This window comes from Pseudomonas sp. NFACC41-3, from assembly GCF_900109505.1.
Lineage (GTDB): Bacteria > Pseudomonadota > Gammaproteobacteria > Pseudomonadales > Pseudomonadaceae > Aquipseudomonas > Aquipseudomonas chlororaphis.
The window spans coordinates 1-15,091 of record NZ_FOAE01000007.1 but is presented as its reverse complement, the minus strand read 5'-3'; the positions used below and the strand labels follow the sequence as shown (position 1 = coordinate 15,091).

The following is a 15,091-nucleotide window of genomic DNA, read 5'->3' as shown; positions in this document are numbered from 1 at the left end:
GGAGACGCCACATGCGTGTGTTATTGATCCTGGGTATGTTGCTGCTGGGCGCCTGTGAGGGCGTGCCGGTCATGCCTGAACTTCCGGTCCAGGCTGAAAGCGGGGCGATTCAGGATCTGCGCAGTGGAAAGCTCCTGACTCCAGAGGAGCTGGTCATTCGTCTGGCCCGGGCGCCGCGGGTGATTGTCGGCGAGCAGCATGACCACCCCGAGCATCACGCCTTGCAGCTGTGGTTGTTGCAGGCGATGGCGACCCAGCGCGCGCAAGGCAGCCTGCTGTTGGAAATGCTCACGCCGGACCAGCAGCCGCGGGTCGATTCGCTCCGCGAGCACAAGGCGGCGCAGGGCTTGCCCGATGATCTGCCAGGTGCATTGGCCTGGTCGCCGGGGTGGGACTGGGCGCTGTACGGACCTGTCGTGCGCTATGCGTTGCTCCAGCCTTATCCATTGCTGGCCGCCAATCTGGATAGCTCCGAAGTTCGCGGCATCTATCGCCAGGCACCAGCCTTGAGTGGCGAGCACTCGAATGCCGCCTTGGTGCGCAATGAGTTGCTGCAGCAAGTTCGTGATTCCCATTGTGGCCTGCTGCCCGAAAGCCAGATGCCGGCGATGCTGGCGGTTCAGCAGCAGCGCGACCGACGCATGGCCGAGCGCTTGCTGGCGGCACCGACGCCGGCGCTGCTGTTTGCCGGGGCCTTTCATGCACGCAAGGATGTCGGGGTACCGGTTCACCTGCGGGACCTCGACGCATCGAACGGCGCCGTGGTGCTGATGCTGGCGCAGAAGGGCACGCAGGTACCGCCGCAAAGCGCGGATTACGTGTGGTACAGCGCGCGGCTGCCGGAGAAGGATTACTGCGCCCAGATGCGCCAGTAAGCGGATGGCTTTTTCCGGACAAAAAAAGACCCGGCAAGAGCCGGGTCAAATAACCGTGATTAGCCTGATGAGGAGATAATCTGAGAGTCCGAACCACTGGTCTTCCAGGTTATCGACTGATCTCGCGACCAGTTGTGATAATCATAACGATTCTCATTTCCAAGTCAACAAGGTTTTTCCTGTTTCTGCGAATTCCGCTAAACGCTCGTTTGGATTGCTTGTAAACGCGGGGCTTCAAAGGTTGGCGCTCAGGCTGTGCAGGCGGCTGACTTCCTTGTTCAACAAGTCGATTCGCCGCGCCATGCTTTCGATCAGGCTATGGGCGATACGTGGATTGCTCTGAGTCAGGCTGAGAAACTGGCTCTTGGGGATCAGCATCAGGGTGGATGGCTCGCTGGCAATCACGCTGGCGTTGCGTTTCTCCCCGGTGAAAATGGCCATTGCACCAAAGATCTCGTCCTTGGGCACATCTCCGACCTTGTGTCCGTCGACAAAGGCTTCGGCGTGCCCTTCGATAATGACGAACACATGATCGGCGTCGTCGCCCTGGTGAATCAGCACTTCGCCCTTGGCCACGCGTTGAAAGCCGTTGCTGTTGCGCAACTCGGGCTGCTTGAGGCGGGCAACGGCATCGGAGAGCAGGGCGGTTTGTCCGATCAGGTACTGTAGAAACAGTTCGGAACGCTGTTCGTCGGCATACAGATGCTGGAACACCGCGGAACGCTGATAGGGGATCAGGCTCAAGGGCTGCTCGCTGCTGAGTTGCCAGTGCGGCAGGTCCACGCCTCGGCGCAGCCCGAGCAGATCGCCTTCATGCAGATAAAACAGTGGGCGCTCATCGACGCTGGCTTGTACCTGGCCGCTTTCGAGCAGGAACAACTGGCTGTCGGCAAGGCTGCTGGAGAGGTCTTTGGAAGGGGCCACCTCCAACACGTCGCCGGACGGCAGCAGGCCTTCCAGCAGGCGCCGCGGGATGCTCTGCAGCCGATTGATCAAGGCATCGGCGTAAGCCGGTTGTTCCCCCAGTAAATACATAAAAAGCCTGCCAGGTCAGTTCTTTTGGCGTGAAGAAATGGCATCCAGCTGTTTGTTGAGTGCTTCCTTGCGTTCTGCCGGAATGTCATTCCAGTGCACATCCATCAGTGCGCCTTCAATGGCGTACAACAGCACCTTCGAGGCTCGAAACCCTCGGGTCCGCACGGCCCGATAGGCATCCACCGCCCCCAGGCGGCGCAAGTCCGAAGCGCTATGGATGCCCACCGCATGCAGCCATTGTGCCGACGTCTTGCCAAGGTTCTTCAGGTGTTGCAATTCATCATTCATCAAGCCTCCTTGCGACGGCCGAATGGTGCGTGGGCAAGTCTCAAAGGAGTGTAGCGCTCAGTAGGAAAAGCGCTGTTCTTTGGTCGGTTTTGGCGCAAAAGCTTCTAAGGCGACAGAGGAAAGTACGCCAGAAACAGAGGGAAGAGGGGGAAGGAGAAGACCAAGTCCAGCGTAAGGCAGAAAGCGCCGGACCTCGGAGCAAAAAGGAGCGATTACTTGGTGCGGTAGCGCAGGCGAGTGCCGAAATTGACGGACATCAGGATTTCATCGGCAGTCAGTTCAGGCGGAAAGTAGGCGCCGGAGATTTGCGCATGGGCCAGGCTGGCGCCTTCCATGGAGGAATTGCGCAGGTCGAGGCCGCGCAGGTCGGCAGAGCGGAAGTAGGCGTCGGTGAAGTCGATGCCGTCGGCATTCAGTTCACGCAGGTCGAGCCCACGAAAATCGCCGCCGCGCATGTCGACAGTCTGGTCTTTCGGGCGCTCCCGGTTAAAGCCGTCGATGTCGTCTTTGTGCAGCAAAGCGTAAAGGGGAGTATCGAGAAGTTTGGGCTGACTCATGGGGCGTCACCTGCTGGAATTATGACGCCAGTATAGTGCCACTATTTTTCAGCCGTGAAGCCTTTGCGGTTTCACGGCTGAAATAGTTGATTACAAGCCTGGGAGACGCTGGCGAATGTTCGCGACCAGGGTGTCGAGGCTCCCGCTTTCATTGGTCTCGACGCGCTTGCTGCGCAGCACTTCCTCGGCGCTCAGGGCTTCGCGATTGGCTTGCTGCTGTTCGATTACGGCCAGGGTCGCGTCCGACGGGTCGTTGCGATCGGCCTGGCGTTGCGCCAGCCAGCTGGCAATGACGGCCTGCGGGGCATTGCAGTCGATGATCAGGCAAGGCGTGCCGGTCGCTTCGGCAACCTTGGCCGCGGCATCACGCTGGTCGCGCTTGAGGTAGGTGGCATCGATGACCACCGGGAAACCGGCGCGCAGGACGATACCGGCAAGTTCATGCAGGCGGTCATAGGTCGCGGTATTGGCTTGGGCATTATAAATGCCGGCATTCGGATCGTTCTGTACCTGCTGCTCGCCGAACAGACGTTTGCGCTCGACATCGGAGCGCAGGCGAACGGCGCCCAGGGCTTCCACCAGACGCATGGCCACATGGCTTTTGCCAACGGCGGAAACGCCAGAAGTAATCGCCAGGAAGCGCGATGGAATGGTGCTGTAGCTTTCTGCCAGGTTGGCGTAGTTGCGGTACTGGCGCAGGGCCGTGGCGCGCTGCATCGGACTGGCGTCGGCCGGCATGCTGAACAGGGCGACCTTGGCGCGTACCAGGGCGCGATAGGCTTTGTAGAAATTCAACAGCTCCAGGCCCTGATAGTCACCGGTCTGTTCCAGGTACTGGCTGATGAAGCGGCGTGCCAGGCATTTCAGGCCGCGGTCTTCCAGGTCCATGGCGAGGAAACCGGCGTCGGCATAGACGTCAGTGAAGCGAAACGGCTCGTTGAACTCGATGCAATCGAAGATCACCACCTTGCCGTCGATAAGCGTTGCGTTACCCAGGTGGATGTCGCCGTGGCATTCACGGATGAAGCCTTCGCTCTTGCGCTGGGCAAGGAGTGGCTTGAGGCGCTCGAAGCTGCTTTCGGCCCAGGCTTGCAGGGCTTCGAGCTGTTGCAGGTCGGCCTTGTCGCTGAGGAATGGGCGGATCTGCTCGAAGTTCTGACGCACCGGCTCCATGACGCTTTCCGGGGTGCCGGCTTCGTGGGCTGCCGGAACCCGCGGGGCTTCGAGGTGGAACCTGGCAATCTGCCGGGCCATTTCGTCGATGTGCGCGGTGGTCAGTTCGCCATTGGCTTGCAGCGTACTGAGCAGCTGGCTTTGCGGAAACTGGCGCATTTTCAGGGCGTATTCGATAACCGGGCCGTCACCCGCGATCTGCGGCGCTTCGGCGCTGCCGGTGATCGGCAACACTTCCAGATACAAATCATCGGTCAGGCGCTGGTTGAGACGCAGTTCTTCGCCGCAGAAGTGCCCGCGCGCTTCAAGGCCGGTGAAATCGAGAAAGCCGAAGTTGACCGGCTTTTTCAGCTTATAGGCATAGGGACCGGTGAGCAGGACCCAGGAAATATGGGTCTCGATGACCTGGAAACCGTCTACGGGATGCGGGTAGAGGGCCGGGTTTTGCAGGGCGGCGATCAGGGATTGGCTCACAGGCGATCCTTCAGAGTCGGGGAAAATTCAAGGGCGTCATTATGGCCGCTGACAGGGCTAACGCAAACCTCGGGCGGCTCCTGTTGACGATGAATAAAGTGCGTATAATCCGCCGCCATGACTCGTACTCGATCCCCCCGTTCCGCTAAAAAACGTCCGTCTAGTGGCCTGCGCCCCTGGCTGGGCTGGGCCTTGAAGCTCGGTCTGGTCGCTCTGGTAGTGCTCGCCGGCTTTGCGGTTTATCTCGACGCCGTGGTCCAGGAGAAATTCTCCGGCAAGCGCTGGACCATTCCGGCCAAGGTCTATGCGCGCCCGCTGGAGCTGTTCGTCGGACAGAAGCTCAGCAAGGACGATTTCCTCACCGAACTCGACGCACTCGGCTATCGCCGCGAAAGCGTGGTCAATGGCCCTGGTGCTGCGTCGGTCAGTGGTAACACCGTTGAACTCAATACCCGCGGTTTCCAGTTCTATGAAGGCATGGAGCAGGCGCAACCGGTGCGGGTGCGTTTTTCCGGTGACTACGTGGCCGAGCTGTCAGGCAGCAAAGGCTCGAAACTGGCTGTGGTACGCCTGGAGCCGCTGCTGATCGGCGGCCTGTATCCGAAGAATCTCGAAGACCGGATCCTGATCAAGATCGATCAGGTGCCTCCTTATCTGCTGGAAACCCTGGTGGCGGTCGAGGACCGGGATTTCTACAGCCACTTTGGCGTGTCGCCCAAGTCGATCGCACGGGCGGTGTGGGTCAATACCTCGTCCGGCGCCATGCGCCAGGGCGGCAGTACCCTGACCCAGCAGTTGGTCAAGAACTTCTACCTGACCAACGAACGCAGCCTGAGCCGCAAGCTCACCGAAGCGATGATGGCCCTGCTGCTTGAGCTGCATTACGACAAGCGCGAGATCCTCGAGGCGTACCTCAACGAGGTCTTCGTCGGCCAGGATGGCCAGCGTGCCGTGCACGGTTTCGGCCTGGCCAGCCAGTTCTTCTTCAGCCAGCCGCTGGCCGAACTCAAGTTGCATCAGATCGCCTTGCTGGTGGGGATGGTCAAGGGGCCGTCCTATTACAACCCGCGTCGTTATCCGGAGCGCGCGCTGGAGCGGCGTAACCTGGTGCTCGATCTACTGGCGCAGCAGGGTGTGGCGACGCCGGAGCAGGTCGAAGCGGCGAAGAAAATGCCCTTGGGCGTGACCAAACGCGGCAGTCTGGCGGACAGCTCGTTCCCGGGCTTCCTGGACCTGGTGAAGCGTCAGCTGCGTGAGGATTACCGCGACGAAGACTTGACCGAGGAAGGCCTGCGGATCTTCACCAGCTTCGACCCGATTCTGCAGATGAAGGCCGAGGCTTCGGTCGGGGATACCTTCAAGCGCCTGGCCGGGCGCAAGGGATCGGATGAAGTCGAAGCGGCAATGGTGGTGACCAACCCGGAAACCGGCGAAGTCCAGGCCATGATCGGCAGCCGCCAGGCCGGTTTTGCCGGTTTCAACCGGGCGCTGGATGCGGTGCGGCCGATCGGCTCCCTGATCAAGCCCGCGGTTTACCTGACGGCGCTGGAGAAACCCAGCCAATACACACTGACCAGTTGGCTCTCCGACGAGGCGTTCTCGGTGAAGGGTGGCGACGGACAGGTGTGGAAACCCCAGAACTACGACCGTCGTTCCCACGGCACGGTCTTCCTTTATCAGGGGCTGGCCCATTCCTATAACCTGTCGACCGCGCGCCTGGGCCTGGAAGTCGGTGTGCCGAATGTGCTGAAAACCCTGGGGCGCCTTGGTGTCACCCGCGAGTTCCCGGCGTTCCCTTCGATGCTGCTGGGGGCGGGGGGCTTGAGCCCGATGGAAGTCGCCACCATGTATCAGACCCTGGCCAACGGCGGTTTCAATACCCCGATGCGCGGGATCCGTAGCGTGCTGACCGCTGAGGGCGAACCGCTGAAGCGTTATCCGTTCCAGATCCAGCAACGTTTCGACCCGGGTTCGATCTACCTGATCCAGAGCGCGATGCAGCGCGTCATGCGCGAAGGTACCGGCAGTTCGGTCTACAACGTGCTGCCGCGCTCCCTGGCGCTGGCGGGCAAGACCGGTACCAGTAACGATTCCCGCGACAGCTGGTTCGCCGGTTTCAGCCAGGATCTGCTGGCCGTGGTCTGGCTGGGGCGTGATGACAACGGCAAGACACCGTTCACCGGCGCCACCGGTGCGCTGCAGGTCTGGACCAGTTTCATGCGCAAGGCCGACCCGTTGCCATTGGATATGCCACAACCGGATAACGTGGTGCAGGCCTGGGTCGACTCGCGGACCGGGCAAGGCTCGGATGCCAACTGTCCGGGCGCGGTACAGATGCCGTATATTCGCGGCAGCGAACCTCCTCCCGGTCCGGCATGCGGTGGCGAAAGCCCGGCGTCCGGCGAGTCGGTGATGGATTGGGTCAAGGGCTGGATGAATTAAGCGAAGAGGGTTTGACGTGAACAAGTGGTGGATTCCAGCTATTACAGCTCTGGCTTTGCTCAATGGTTGCGCCAGCGTGCAGCGTGGCTCGATTCCGGTGGTGGACTCCGGTACCGCGGTGTCCAACAGCGAACGCATTTCGGCCAATGGCGGCTTCCGTCAGACGACCATCAAGCGTCCTGCGCAAGCTCAGGCTCAAAGTATTCCCCAGGACTCGGGCGTGGTGGTGATGGTGCCGGGCGGGGCTGCGGCCACTGCTGCGCCGATCAGCAGCGCGCCGATTACCCCGGGCCCGATCACCCCAGGTCCTATCGATACCGCACCGATCCAGTCCGCGCCGATCAATCAGGGCAGCTACAGCTTGCCGCCGACGCCGAGCGGGGTGCCTTCGGCCAGCTCTGGCGGGCTATCCGCCGATGAGCAACTGGACGGTCCAGTGCTGGCCCTGTTGACCACCGCTCAGCAGCAACAGGCGAGTGGTGATCTGAACGGTGCTTCCTCCAGTCTTGAGCGCGCCCAGCGTGTCGCGCCGCGTGAGCCGCAGGTGCTGTATCGCCTGGCCCAGGTACGCATGGCCCAGGGCGATGCCCCGCAGGCTGAACAGTTTGCCCGTCGCGGCCTGAGCTTCGCCAACGGTCGTCCGGATCTGCAGGCCAGCCTGTGGGCATTGATTGCCCAGGCACGCGAGAAACAGGGCGATGCCGCTGGTGCCGCTCAGGCCCGGCAAAAAGCCAAGGTGTCGCTCTGATGGATGCACGTTTTCCAAAGATTGCCGATCAGTTGCTGTTGATCGAACGTGAGATGCGGTTGCAAGGGCTGTGGGATGACACCCCGCCGAGTGCTGAAGCTCTGGCCAGTGTCGAGCCGTTTGCCGTGGATACGCTGGAGTTCGAGCAGTGGCTGCAGTGGATCTTCCTGCCGCGGATGAAGGCGATTCTTGAGCAGGATCTGCCTTTGCCCAACGCCTCGGGTATCCAGGAAATGGCCGAAGTGGTATTCGCCGGTCGCTCGATGCAAGGCCGGGACCATCAGTTGCAGATCCTGCTCAAGGAGTTTGACCAACTGATCGGCGGCGCCCGCTAAACCTTCTGCAACCACTGCCTAGCGGCAGTGGTTGTCTATCGCCTTCTGTGTTTCCGCAATGCGCTGCTGCCGTTGTTCCTCGGTCAGGCGGCGCACTCCCCTCTCTGTGTTCTCGCTCAGGCGCGGGTTGTTCTGCAACTGCGCCAGGCTGGCCCGTGCCTGTGTGCAAAAACGCCTGCGTTCGGCTTCCTGCCTGGCGAGCTGCTGCTTGACCTGATTGTCCATGACTTGTTGCTGAGGGCCCGGCTTGTCGGGCGGCGGAGTACTGCTCGCACCTTTCGGCGCTTTTGGCTGGGTGATGGCAGTGCTGCCCACGCCTTGGGGTGGCTGGGCGTCGAAATGGGTGACTCCCTGGGCGTCGACCCATTTGTAAATCTGGCCGGCCTGGCACGGGAGGCTCATGGCGAGCAGCAGTCCAGCGGTCATGGCGAAGGTTCGCATTTTTGAATTCCTTATCCAGGATTGCGCAATTGAAGCGCAGACACTCGCGGTTTACAGGTTTTTTCTTGCGTTCTCATGCGCTTAGTTCGAATAAAGCACATTGACGTCTTGACTTGCAGAGGGCGAAACAGAAGAATCCAAAGTCCGCTGTAGAGGGACTGCCAGAAGCAGACCCACTCGGCAGAACATGAGGCGCACATCCGCGCCGACCTGCTACACCCGCAACGCGTTACCTCGCGCTGGGTGGGAAAACCCCGCAACACTTGGGGCACTCCCAATACTTGCTCAGTCAGTGCTGACGTAGTCGGCGACCACCGTCGCTCATGCTCTGCTGAGAAGTAAACCTATTAAGACCCGTCCCCTTTCAAGAGGGCGGTATTCTGGCGTTTTAGAGGTGAACAACGTGGAGCTTTTATCTGGCGGTGAGATGCTCGTCCGCTTTTTGCGTGACGAAGGCGTCAAATATATCTATGGGTACCCGGGTGGTGCTCTCCTTCATGTTTACGATGCCCTGTTCAAAGAACCGGAAGTGACCCACATCCTGGTTCGTCACGAGCAAGCGGCTACCCATATGGCTGACGGCTACGCCCGTGCCACCGGCAAGGCCGGTGTGGTACTGGTGACTTCCGGCCCTGGCGCGACCAATGCCATCACCGGTATCGCCACTGCCTATATGGACTCCATTCCAATGGTGATCATTTCCGGTCAGGTGCCTAGCACCATGGTTGGTACCGACGCGTTCCAGGAAACCGACATGATCGGTATCTCCCGGCCGATCGTGAAGCACAGCTTCATGATCAAGCATGCTTCGGAAATCCCGGAAGTCATGAAGAAGGCGTTCTACCTGGCGCAATCCGGTCGTCCGGGTCCAGTCGTGGTCGATGTCCCTAAGGACATGACCAATCCGGCTGAAAAGTTCGAATACGTTTTCCCTAAAAAAGCGAAGCTGCGCTCCTACAGCCCAGCTGTTCGTGGTCACTCCGGGCAAATCCGCAAGGCGGCAGAAATGCTCCTGGCGGCCAAGCGTCCTGTGCTGTACGCAGGCGGCGGGGTGATCCTCGGTGGCGGTTCCGCGCCGCTGACCGAATTGGCACAAATGCTCAACCTGCCGGTCACCAATACCCTGATGGGCTTGGGTGCCTATCCTGGCACCGATCGTCAGTTCGTCGGCATGCTCGGCATGCACGGCAGCTACACCGCCAACCTGACCATGCACCATGCCGATGTGATCCTGGCAGTCGGCGCGCGTTTCGACGACCGTGTTATCAACGGCCCGGCGAAATTCTGCCCGAACGCCAAGATCATCCATGTCGACATCGACCCGGCGTCCATCTCCAAGACCATCAAGGCAGACGTGCCGATCGTGGGTCCGGTAGAGAGCGTCCTGACCGAAATGGTCGCGGCCCTCAAGGAAATCGGCGAAACCCCGAACAAGGATACAGTCGCCAGTTGGTGGAAGCAGATCGAGGAGTGGCGCGGTGATCGCGGCCTGTTCCCTTACGACAAGGGCGACGGCAGCATCATCAAGCCGCAGACCGTGATCGAGACCCTCTGCGAAGTGACCAAGGGCGACGCCTATGTGACCTCCGACGTGGGTCAGCACCAGATGTTCGCGGCGCAGTACTACCGGTTCAACAAACCCAATCGCTGGATCAACTCCGGTGGCCTGGGCACGATGGGCTTCGGTTTCCCTGCGGCCATGGGCGTCAAGCTGAGTTTCCCTGATGCTGACGTTGCCTGTGTAACGGGCGAGGGCAGTATCCAGATGAACATTCAGGAACTGTCGACCTGCCTGCAGTACGACCTGCCGGTCAAGATCATCAACCTGAACAACGGTGCGCTGGGTATGGTGCGGCAGTGGCAGGACATGAACTACGGTAGCCGTCACTCGCATTCCTACATGGAATCGCTGCCTGATTTCGTCAAGCTGGCCGAAGCCTATGGGCACGTGGGCATTCGCGTCACGGACCTGAAGGATCTGAAGCCGAAGATGGAAGAAGCGTTCGCCATGAAAGATCGCCTGGTGTTCCTCGACATCCAGGTCGATACCAGCGAGCACGTCTACCCGATGCAGATCAAAGACGGCTCCATGCGCGATATGTGGCTGAGCAAGACGGAGCGTACTTAATCATGCGGCACATTATCTCCTTGCTTCTGGAAAACGAACCGGGCGCCTTGTCTCGTGTGGTTGGCCTGTTTTCGCAGCGCAACTACAACATCGAAAGCCTGACCGTGGCGCCGACCGAAGACCCGACCCTGTCGCGTCTGACGCTGACTACCGTGGGGCACGATGAAATTATCGAGCAGATCACCAAGAACCTGAACAAGCTGGTTGAAGTGGTCAAGCTGGTCGATCTGTCGGAAAGCGCTCACATCGAACGCGAGCTGATGCTGGTCAAGGTCAAGGCCACCGGCGCCCAGCGCGCCGAGGTCAAGCGCACCACCGATATTTATCGTGGGCAGATCGTCGATGTCAGTGCCAGCGTGTATACCGTTCAATTGACCGGTACCAGCGACAAGCTCGACAGTTTCATCCAGTCGATCGGCACCGCCTCGATTCTGGAAACCGTACGCAGTGGCGTCACCGGCATTGCCCGTGGCGATAAAGTACTCAGCATCTAACTCAAATTAGCGAACGGCCTGAACGGCCTGATATAGGGGAAATTCATGAAAGTTTTCTACGATAAAGACTGCGACCTCTCGATCATCCAGGGCAAGAAAGTTGCCATCATCGGTTACGGCTCCCAGGGCCACGCTCAAGCGTGCAACCTGAAAGACTCCGGCGTTGATGTCACCGTTGGCCTGCGTAAAGGTTCGTCCACCGTTGCCAAGGCTGAAGCCCATGGCCTGAAAGTGACCGACGTAGCCGCGGCCGTTGCCGGCGCCGACCTGGTCATGATCCTGACCCCGGACGAGTTCCAGTCCCAGCTGTACAAGAACGAAATCGAGCCGAACATCAAGAAGGGCGCCACCTTGGCCTTCTCCCACGGCTTCGCGATCCACTACAACCAGGTCGTTCCGCGTGCCGACCTCGACGTGATCATGATCGCGCCGAAGGCCCCAGGCCACACCGTACGTTCCGAGTTCGTCAAGGGCGGCGGTATCCCTGACCTGATCGCTATCTACCAGGACGCCTCCGGCAACGCCAAGAACGTTGCTCTGTCCTACGCGGCAGGCGTGGGCGGCGGCCGTACCGGTATCATCGAAACCACCTTCAAGGACGAGACTGAAACCGACCTGTTCGGCGAGCAGGCTGTTCTGTGTGGCGGTACCGTCGAGCTGGTCAAGGCCGGTTTCGAAACCCTGGTCGAAGCTGGCTACGCGCCGGAAATGGCTTACTTCGAGTGCTTGCACGAACTGAAACTGATCGTTGACCTCATGTACGAAGGCGGTATCGCCAACATGAACTACTCGATCTCCAACAACGCCGAATACGGCGAGTACGTGACCGGCCCTGAAGTGATCAACGCCGAATCCCGTCAGGCCATGCGCAACGCCCTGAAGCGCATCCAGGACGGTGAGTACGCCAAGATGTTCATCAGCGAAGGTGCTACCGGCTACCCATCGATGACTGCCAAGCGTCGTAACAACGCCGCTCACGGTATCGAAATCATCGGTGAGCAACTGCGCTCGATGATGCCGTGGATCGGTGCCAACAAAATCGTCGACAAAGCCAAGAACTAAGTTCGAGTCTTGTCAGGGAAAAACGCGGCCTAGGCCGCGTTTTTTCGTTTGGATAGACAGGTTCTGGTATAAAGCTGGATCCTTTGTGGTCCAATCGTGACCCTGGGTATCGTCGAAACTTTTCACACCGTTGCAAGGTAATGTCCATGAGCGAACGTCCCGAAGAGCCAAACCAGGCCTCTGACGCCGAAAGCCTGCTACCCATCGATGAGCATGTCGAAGAAGGGCATGATGCTGAAGGCCGTAAAGTCCGGCATCGTGGTATCTATCTGCTGCCGAATCTCTTCACCACCGCGAACCTGTTCGCCGGTTTCTACTCGATCATCAATTCCATGAGTGCCCAGAGCGCGTTGAGCGCCGGGGACGCGGCAGGAGCGAGCAAGTATTTCGCGTTCGCGGCCATCGCGATTTTTGTCGCCATGGTGCTCGATGGTCTGGATGGGCGCGTGGCCCGCATGACCAATACCCAGAGCGCTTTTGGCGCCGAGTATGACTCGCTGTCCGACATGGTTGCCTTCGGCGTTGCGCCTGCCTTGCTGGCATTCGGTTGGGCGTTGGGCGACATGGGTAAGGTCGGTTGGATGGTCGCCTTCATCTATGTAGCTGGCGCAGCGTTGCGTCTGGCTCGCTTCAACACCCAGGTGGGGACTGCCGACAAGCGTTACTTCATCGGCCTGGCCAGTCCGGCCGCGGCGGGTGTGGTGGCTGGTATTGTCTGGGCGTTCAGCGATTACGGCATCCAGGGTTCGAAGATGTCGTTCCTGGTGGCGCTGATGGTGGCGGCGGCCGGCATGCTGATGGTCAGCAATATCAAGTACAACAGCTTCAAGGAGCTGGATCTGAAGGGGCGTGTACCTTTCGTGGCGATTCTCGCCGTGGTTCTGGTATTCGCCGTGGTCTTCAGTGATCCGCCGCGGATTCTGCTGTTGGTTTTCCTCGCTTATGCGGCGTCCGGTCCAGTGCAATACCTGCTGCGTCTTCGTCGACGCAAAACGTTGCCTTAATGTAATTTCCCCCATACTCCGCAGTCTATTGGTGCATCAGTCCTCCAATACTGCGGAGTTGCCATGTTGATCAAAATCCCCAAGTCGTCTGACTGCAAAGAGTCGGACGTCACGTCTGAATCTCTTTATTTCTCTCGCCGTAGCCTGTTGGGTGGGGCCATTGCTGGCCTGGCTGCCAGTGCGCTGCCGCGTTGGGCCAGTGCCGGAGACGCTGGGCGCTATCCAGATGTCGAACCTGGCAAGGCGCCGTCATGGTTTGCGCAGAAACTGCCGGAAACCAAATGGCAGGCGGTCAACGTCAAGGATGAGGCGATCACTCCATTCAAGGATGCTACCCACTACAACAACTTCTATGAGTTCGGTGCCGATAAGGGCGACCCGGCTGCCAATGCCGGCGCGCTGAAAACCGAGCCCTGGAGCGTGGTGGTGGACGGGGAGGTGGGCAAGCCAGGGCGTTATGCGCTGGAAGACTTCATGAAGCCTTATCAGTTGGAGGAGCGGATCTACCGGCTGCGTTGTGTCGAGGCCTGGTCCATGGTGATTCCCTGGATCGGTTTCCCTATCTCCGAGTTGCTCAAGCAGGTCGAGCCAACCTCCAAGGCCAAGTTCATTCGCTTCGAAACCCTTCAGGATCCTAAAAGCATGCCCGGCCAGCGTTCGGGTTTTGCCCTGATCGATTGGCCTTATGTAGAAGGGCTGCGCCTGGATGAGGCGATGCATCCCTTGGCGATTCTTGCCGTGGGGATGTATGGCCGCGAGCTGCCTAACCAGAATGGCGCGCCGTTGCGTTTAGTGGTGCCGTGGAAGTACGGCTTCAAGAGCATCAAGTCGATCGTGCGCATCAGTCTGGTGGAGGAGCAGCCGAAAACCACCTGGCAAAGCATCGCTGCCAATGAGTACGGTTTTTACGCGAACGTGAATCCTACGGTTGATCATCCTCGCTGGACTCAGGCACGCGAACGTCGATTGCCTAGCGGCCTGTTCAGTCCCAACGTGCGTGAGACACAGATGTTCAATGGCTACGCGGATGAAGTCGCTTCTTTATATACCGGCCTGGATCTGCGGAAGAATTACTGATGCGCTACCCACTCTGGCGCCTTGGCGTCTTCATCGTTGCTGCTATCTGGCCTTTGCTTTGGTTGTACCAGGCTTGGGCCTCCGCCCTCGGGCCCGACCCGGGAAAGGTACTGGTCGATCGGTTGGGGCTGGGGACACTGATCTTTTTGCTGATCACCCTGAGTATGACGCCCCTGCAGAAACTCACGGGATGGGCGGGATGGATCGCGGTACGACGCCAGCTCGGTTTGTGGTGCTTTGCTTATGTAGTGCTGCATTTAAGTGCTTACGCTGTATTTATCCTCGGGCTCGACTGGTCGCAGTTGGGCGTGGAGTTGCGTAAGCGGCCCTACATTATTGTAGGGAGCCTGGGTTTTCTCGGATTGTTGGCCTTGGCGGTGACTTCCAATCGATACAGCCAGCGTCGTCTAGGCAGTCGTTGGAAGAAGTTGCATCGGATGGCGTATCTCATTCTCGGGCTGGGTTTGCTGCATATGCTCTGGATTGTTCGGGCTGATCTTAAAGAGTGGGCTATCTACGCCTCTATTGGCGGGTTGTTGTTACTGCTGCGGGTGCCGCCGGTGACACGGCGAATCCCGCGTTTAGTGGGGAAAAACCATCTTTTGCAACAAAAGCGTAATTAGGGGTTGACGGCAGATTCTGGAAGTCTATAATTCGCCCCACTTCCGGCGCAGTCGAAACGGAAAACTCCTTGAGATTCAACGAGTTACACGGTTTTCGACAGCGGTCACGCTTCAGTTCATCGAGGCCCGAAGGAGTTGGTTCGGCAGTATGTTTTCGCCGAGTTAACGGTTCGATCTTCTCGGTCGAAAGCGGAGAAAAAGAGGTGTTGACAGCAGCGTGTAACGCTGTAGAATTCGCCTCCCGCTGACGAGAGATCGGAAGCGCAAGTGGTTGAAGTTGCAAAGGAAACTTTGAAAACTTCTTAAAATAACCGCTTGACAGATACAGAGGCTGC

General features: G+C 59.3%; 15 protein-coding genes. 10 read left to right on the top strand and 5 right to left on the bottom strand.

All coding sequences use genetic code 11. From position 1 onward, the window contains the following. Window positions 1–11 precede the first annotated feature (11 nt). A complete protein-coding gene (locus tag BMY68_RS27815; protein ID WP_085534690.1) occupies window positions 12–875 on the top strand; it encodes a ChaN family lipoprotein in 864 nt (287 codons plus the stop codon). A 234-nt stretch (window positions 876–1,109) separates the two neighbouring features. On the opposite strand, the gene BMY68_RS27810 is transcribed toward BMY68_RS27815, so the two are convergent. The 4 genes from BMY68_RS27810 to BMY68_RS27795 form a co-directional block, all read right to left on the bottom strand. After that, complete coding sequence (locus BMY68_RS27810) at window positions 1,110–1,910, bottom strand: Crp/Fnr family transcriptional regulator (RefSeq protein WP_085534691.1); 801 nt, start codon at window positions 1,908–1,910, stop codon at window positions 1,110–1,112. Between the two features lie 15 nt (window positions 1,911–1,925). Continuing rightward, window positions 1,926–2,198 carry a TfoX/Sxy family protein gene (locus tag BMY68_RS27805; RefSeq protein ID WP_007924634.1) on the bottom strand — a complete coding sequence of 91 codons (273 nt, stop codon included), beginning with the start codon at window positions 2,196–2,198 and terminating at the stop codon, window positions 1,926–1,928. Window positions 2,199–2,410: 212 nt separating this feature from the next. Beyond that, window positions 2,411–2,755, bottom strand: a complete 345-nt coding sequence (locus BMY68_RS27800; RefSeq protein WP_007924632.1) for a pentapeptide repeat-containing protein — start codon at window positions 2,753–2,755, stop codon at window positions 2,411–2,413. Between the two features lie 90 nt (window positions 2,756–2,845). Beyond that, window positions 2,846–4,402: a bifunctional aminoglycoside phosphotransferase/ATP-binding protein gene (locus tag BMY68_RS27795; RefSeq protein WP_085534692.1), complete on the bottom strand. Its 1,557-nt coding sequence runs from the start codon at window positions 4,400–4,402 to the stop codon at window positions 2,846–2,848. A 117-nt stretch (window positions 4,403–4,519) separates the two neighbouring features. On the opposite strand from BMY68_RS27795, the gene mrcB reads away from it, so the two are divergent. Genes mrcB through BMY68_RS27780 form a run of 3 tightly spaced genes read left to right on the top strand, consistent with a single transcriptional unit; the run spans window position 4,520 to window position 7,927 of the window. Then, window positions 4,520–6,844 (top strand): penicillin-binding protein 1B, encoded by a 2,325-nt coding sequence (gene mrcB, locus BMY68_RS27790; protein ID WP_085534693.1) that lies wholly within the window; start codon window positions 4,520–4,522, stop codon window positions 6,842–6,844. A 16-nt stretch (window positions 6,845–6,860) separates the two neighbouring features. Next, window positions 6,861–7,592 carry a tetratricopeptide repeat protein gene (locus BMY68_RS27785; RefSeq protein WP_007924627.1) on the top strand — a complete coding sequence of 244 codons (732 nt, stop codon included), beginning with the start codon at window positions 6,861–6,863 and terminating at the stop codon, window positions 7,590–7,592. Then, window positions 7,592–7,927 carry a YqcC family protein gene (locus BMY68_RS27780; protein ID WP_009045645.1) on the top strand — a complete coding sequence of 112 codons (336 nt, stop codon included), beginning with the start codon at window positions 7,592–7,594 and terminating at the stop codon, window positions 7,925–7,927. Before BMY68_RS27785 ends, BMY68_RS27780 begins: the two co-directional genes overlap by 1 nt. 18 nt (window positions 7,928–7,945) lie before the next feature. Here BMY68_RS27780 and BMY68_RS27775 read toward each other — a convergent pair whose 3' ends face one another. Continuing rightward, window positions 7,946–8,368, bottom strand: coding sequence for a DUF4124 domain-containing protein (locus BMY68_RS27775; RefSeq protein WP_085534694.1), 423 nt, complete (start codon window positions 8,366–8,368; stop codon window positions 7,946–7,948). A 403-nt stretch (window positions 8,369–8,771) separates the two neighbouring features. Between BMY68_RS27775 and BMY68_RS27770 the strand changes: the two genes are divergently transcribed. The 6 genes from BMY68_RS27770 (at window position 8,772) to msrQ (ending at window position 14,756) form a co-directional block, all read left to right on the top strand. After that, entirely contained in the window at window positions 8,772–10,496 is a 1,725-nt protein-coding gene (locus BMY68_RS27770) for an acetolactate synthase 3 large subunit (RefSeq protein WP_007924621.1), read from the top strand. 2 nt (window positions 10,497–10,498) lie between these two features. After that, on the top strand, window positions 10,499–10,990 hold the full coding sequence (ilvN, locus tag BMY68_RS27765) for an acetolactate synthase small subunit (protein WP_007924620.1): 492 nt from the start codon (window positions 10,499–10,501) through the stop codon (window positions 10,988–10,990). Between the two features lie 45 nt (window positions 10,991–11,035). Next, window positions 11,036–12,052 (top strand): ketol-acid reductoisomerase, encoded by a 1,017-nt coding sequence (gene ilvC, locus BMY68_RS27760; RefSeq protein ID WP_007924618.1) that lies wholly within the window; start codon window positions 11,036–11,038, stop codon window positions 12,050–12,052. A 146-nt stretch (window positions 12,053–12,198) separates the two neighbouring features. Beyond that, a complete protein-coding gene (gene pssA / locus BMY68_RS27755; RefSeq protein WP_009045643.1) occupies window positions 12,199–13,056 on the top strand; it encodes a CDP-diacylglycerol--serine O-phosphatidyltransferase in 858 nt (285 codons plus the stop codon). 63 nt (window positions 13,057–13,119) lie between these two features. Beyond that, window positions 13,120–14,133 carry a protein-methionine-sulfoxide reductase catalytic subunit MsrP gene (gene msrP, locus BMY68_RS27750; protein WP_085534695.1) on the top strand — a complete coding sequence of 338 codons (1,014 nt, stop codon included), beginning with the start codon at window positions 13,120–13,122 and terminating at the stop codon, window positions 14,131–14,133. Further along, window positions 14,133–14,756 carry a protein-methionine-sulfoxide reductase heme-binding subunit MsrQ gene (msrQ, locus tag BMY68_RS27745; protein WP_085534696.1) on the top strand — a complete coding sequence of 208 codons (624 nt, stop codon included), beginning with the start codon at window positions 14,133–14,135 and terminating at the stop codon, window positions 14,754–14,756. The genes msrP and msrQ overlap by 1 nt, the downstream gene beginning before the upstream one ends. Window positions 14,757–15,091: the final 335 nt, after the last annotated feature.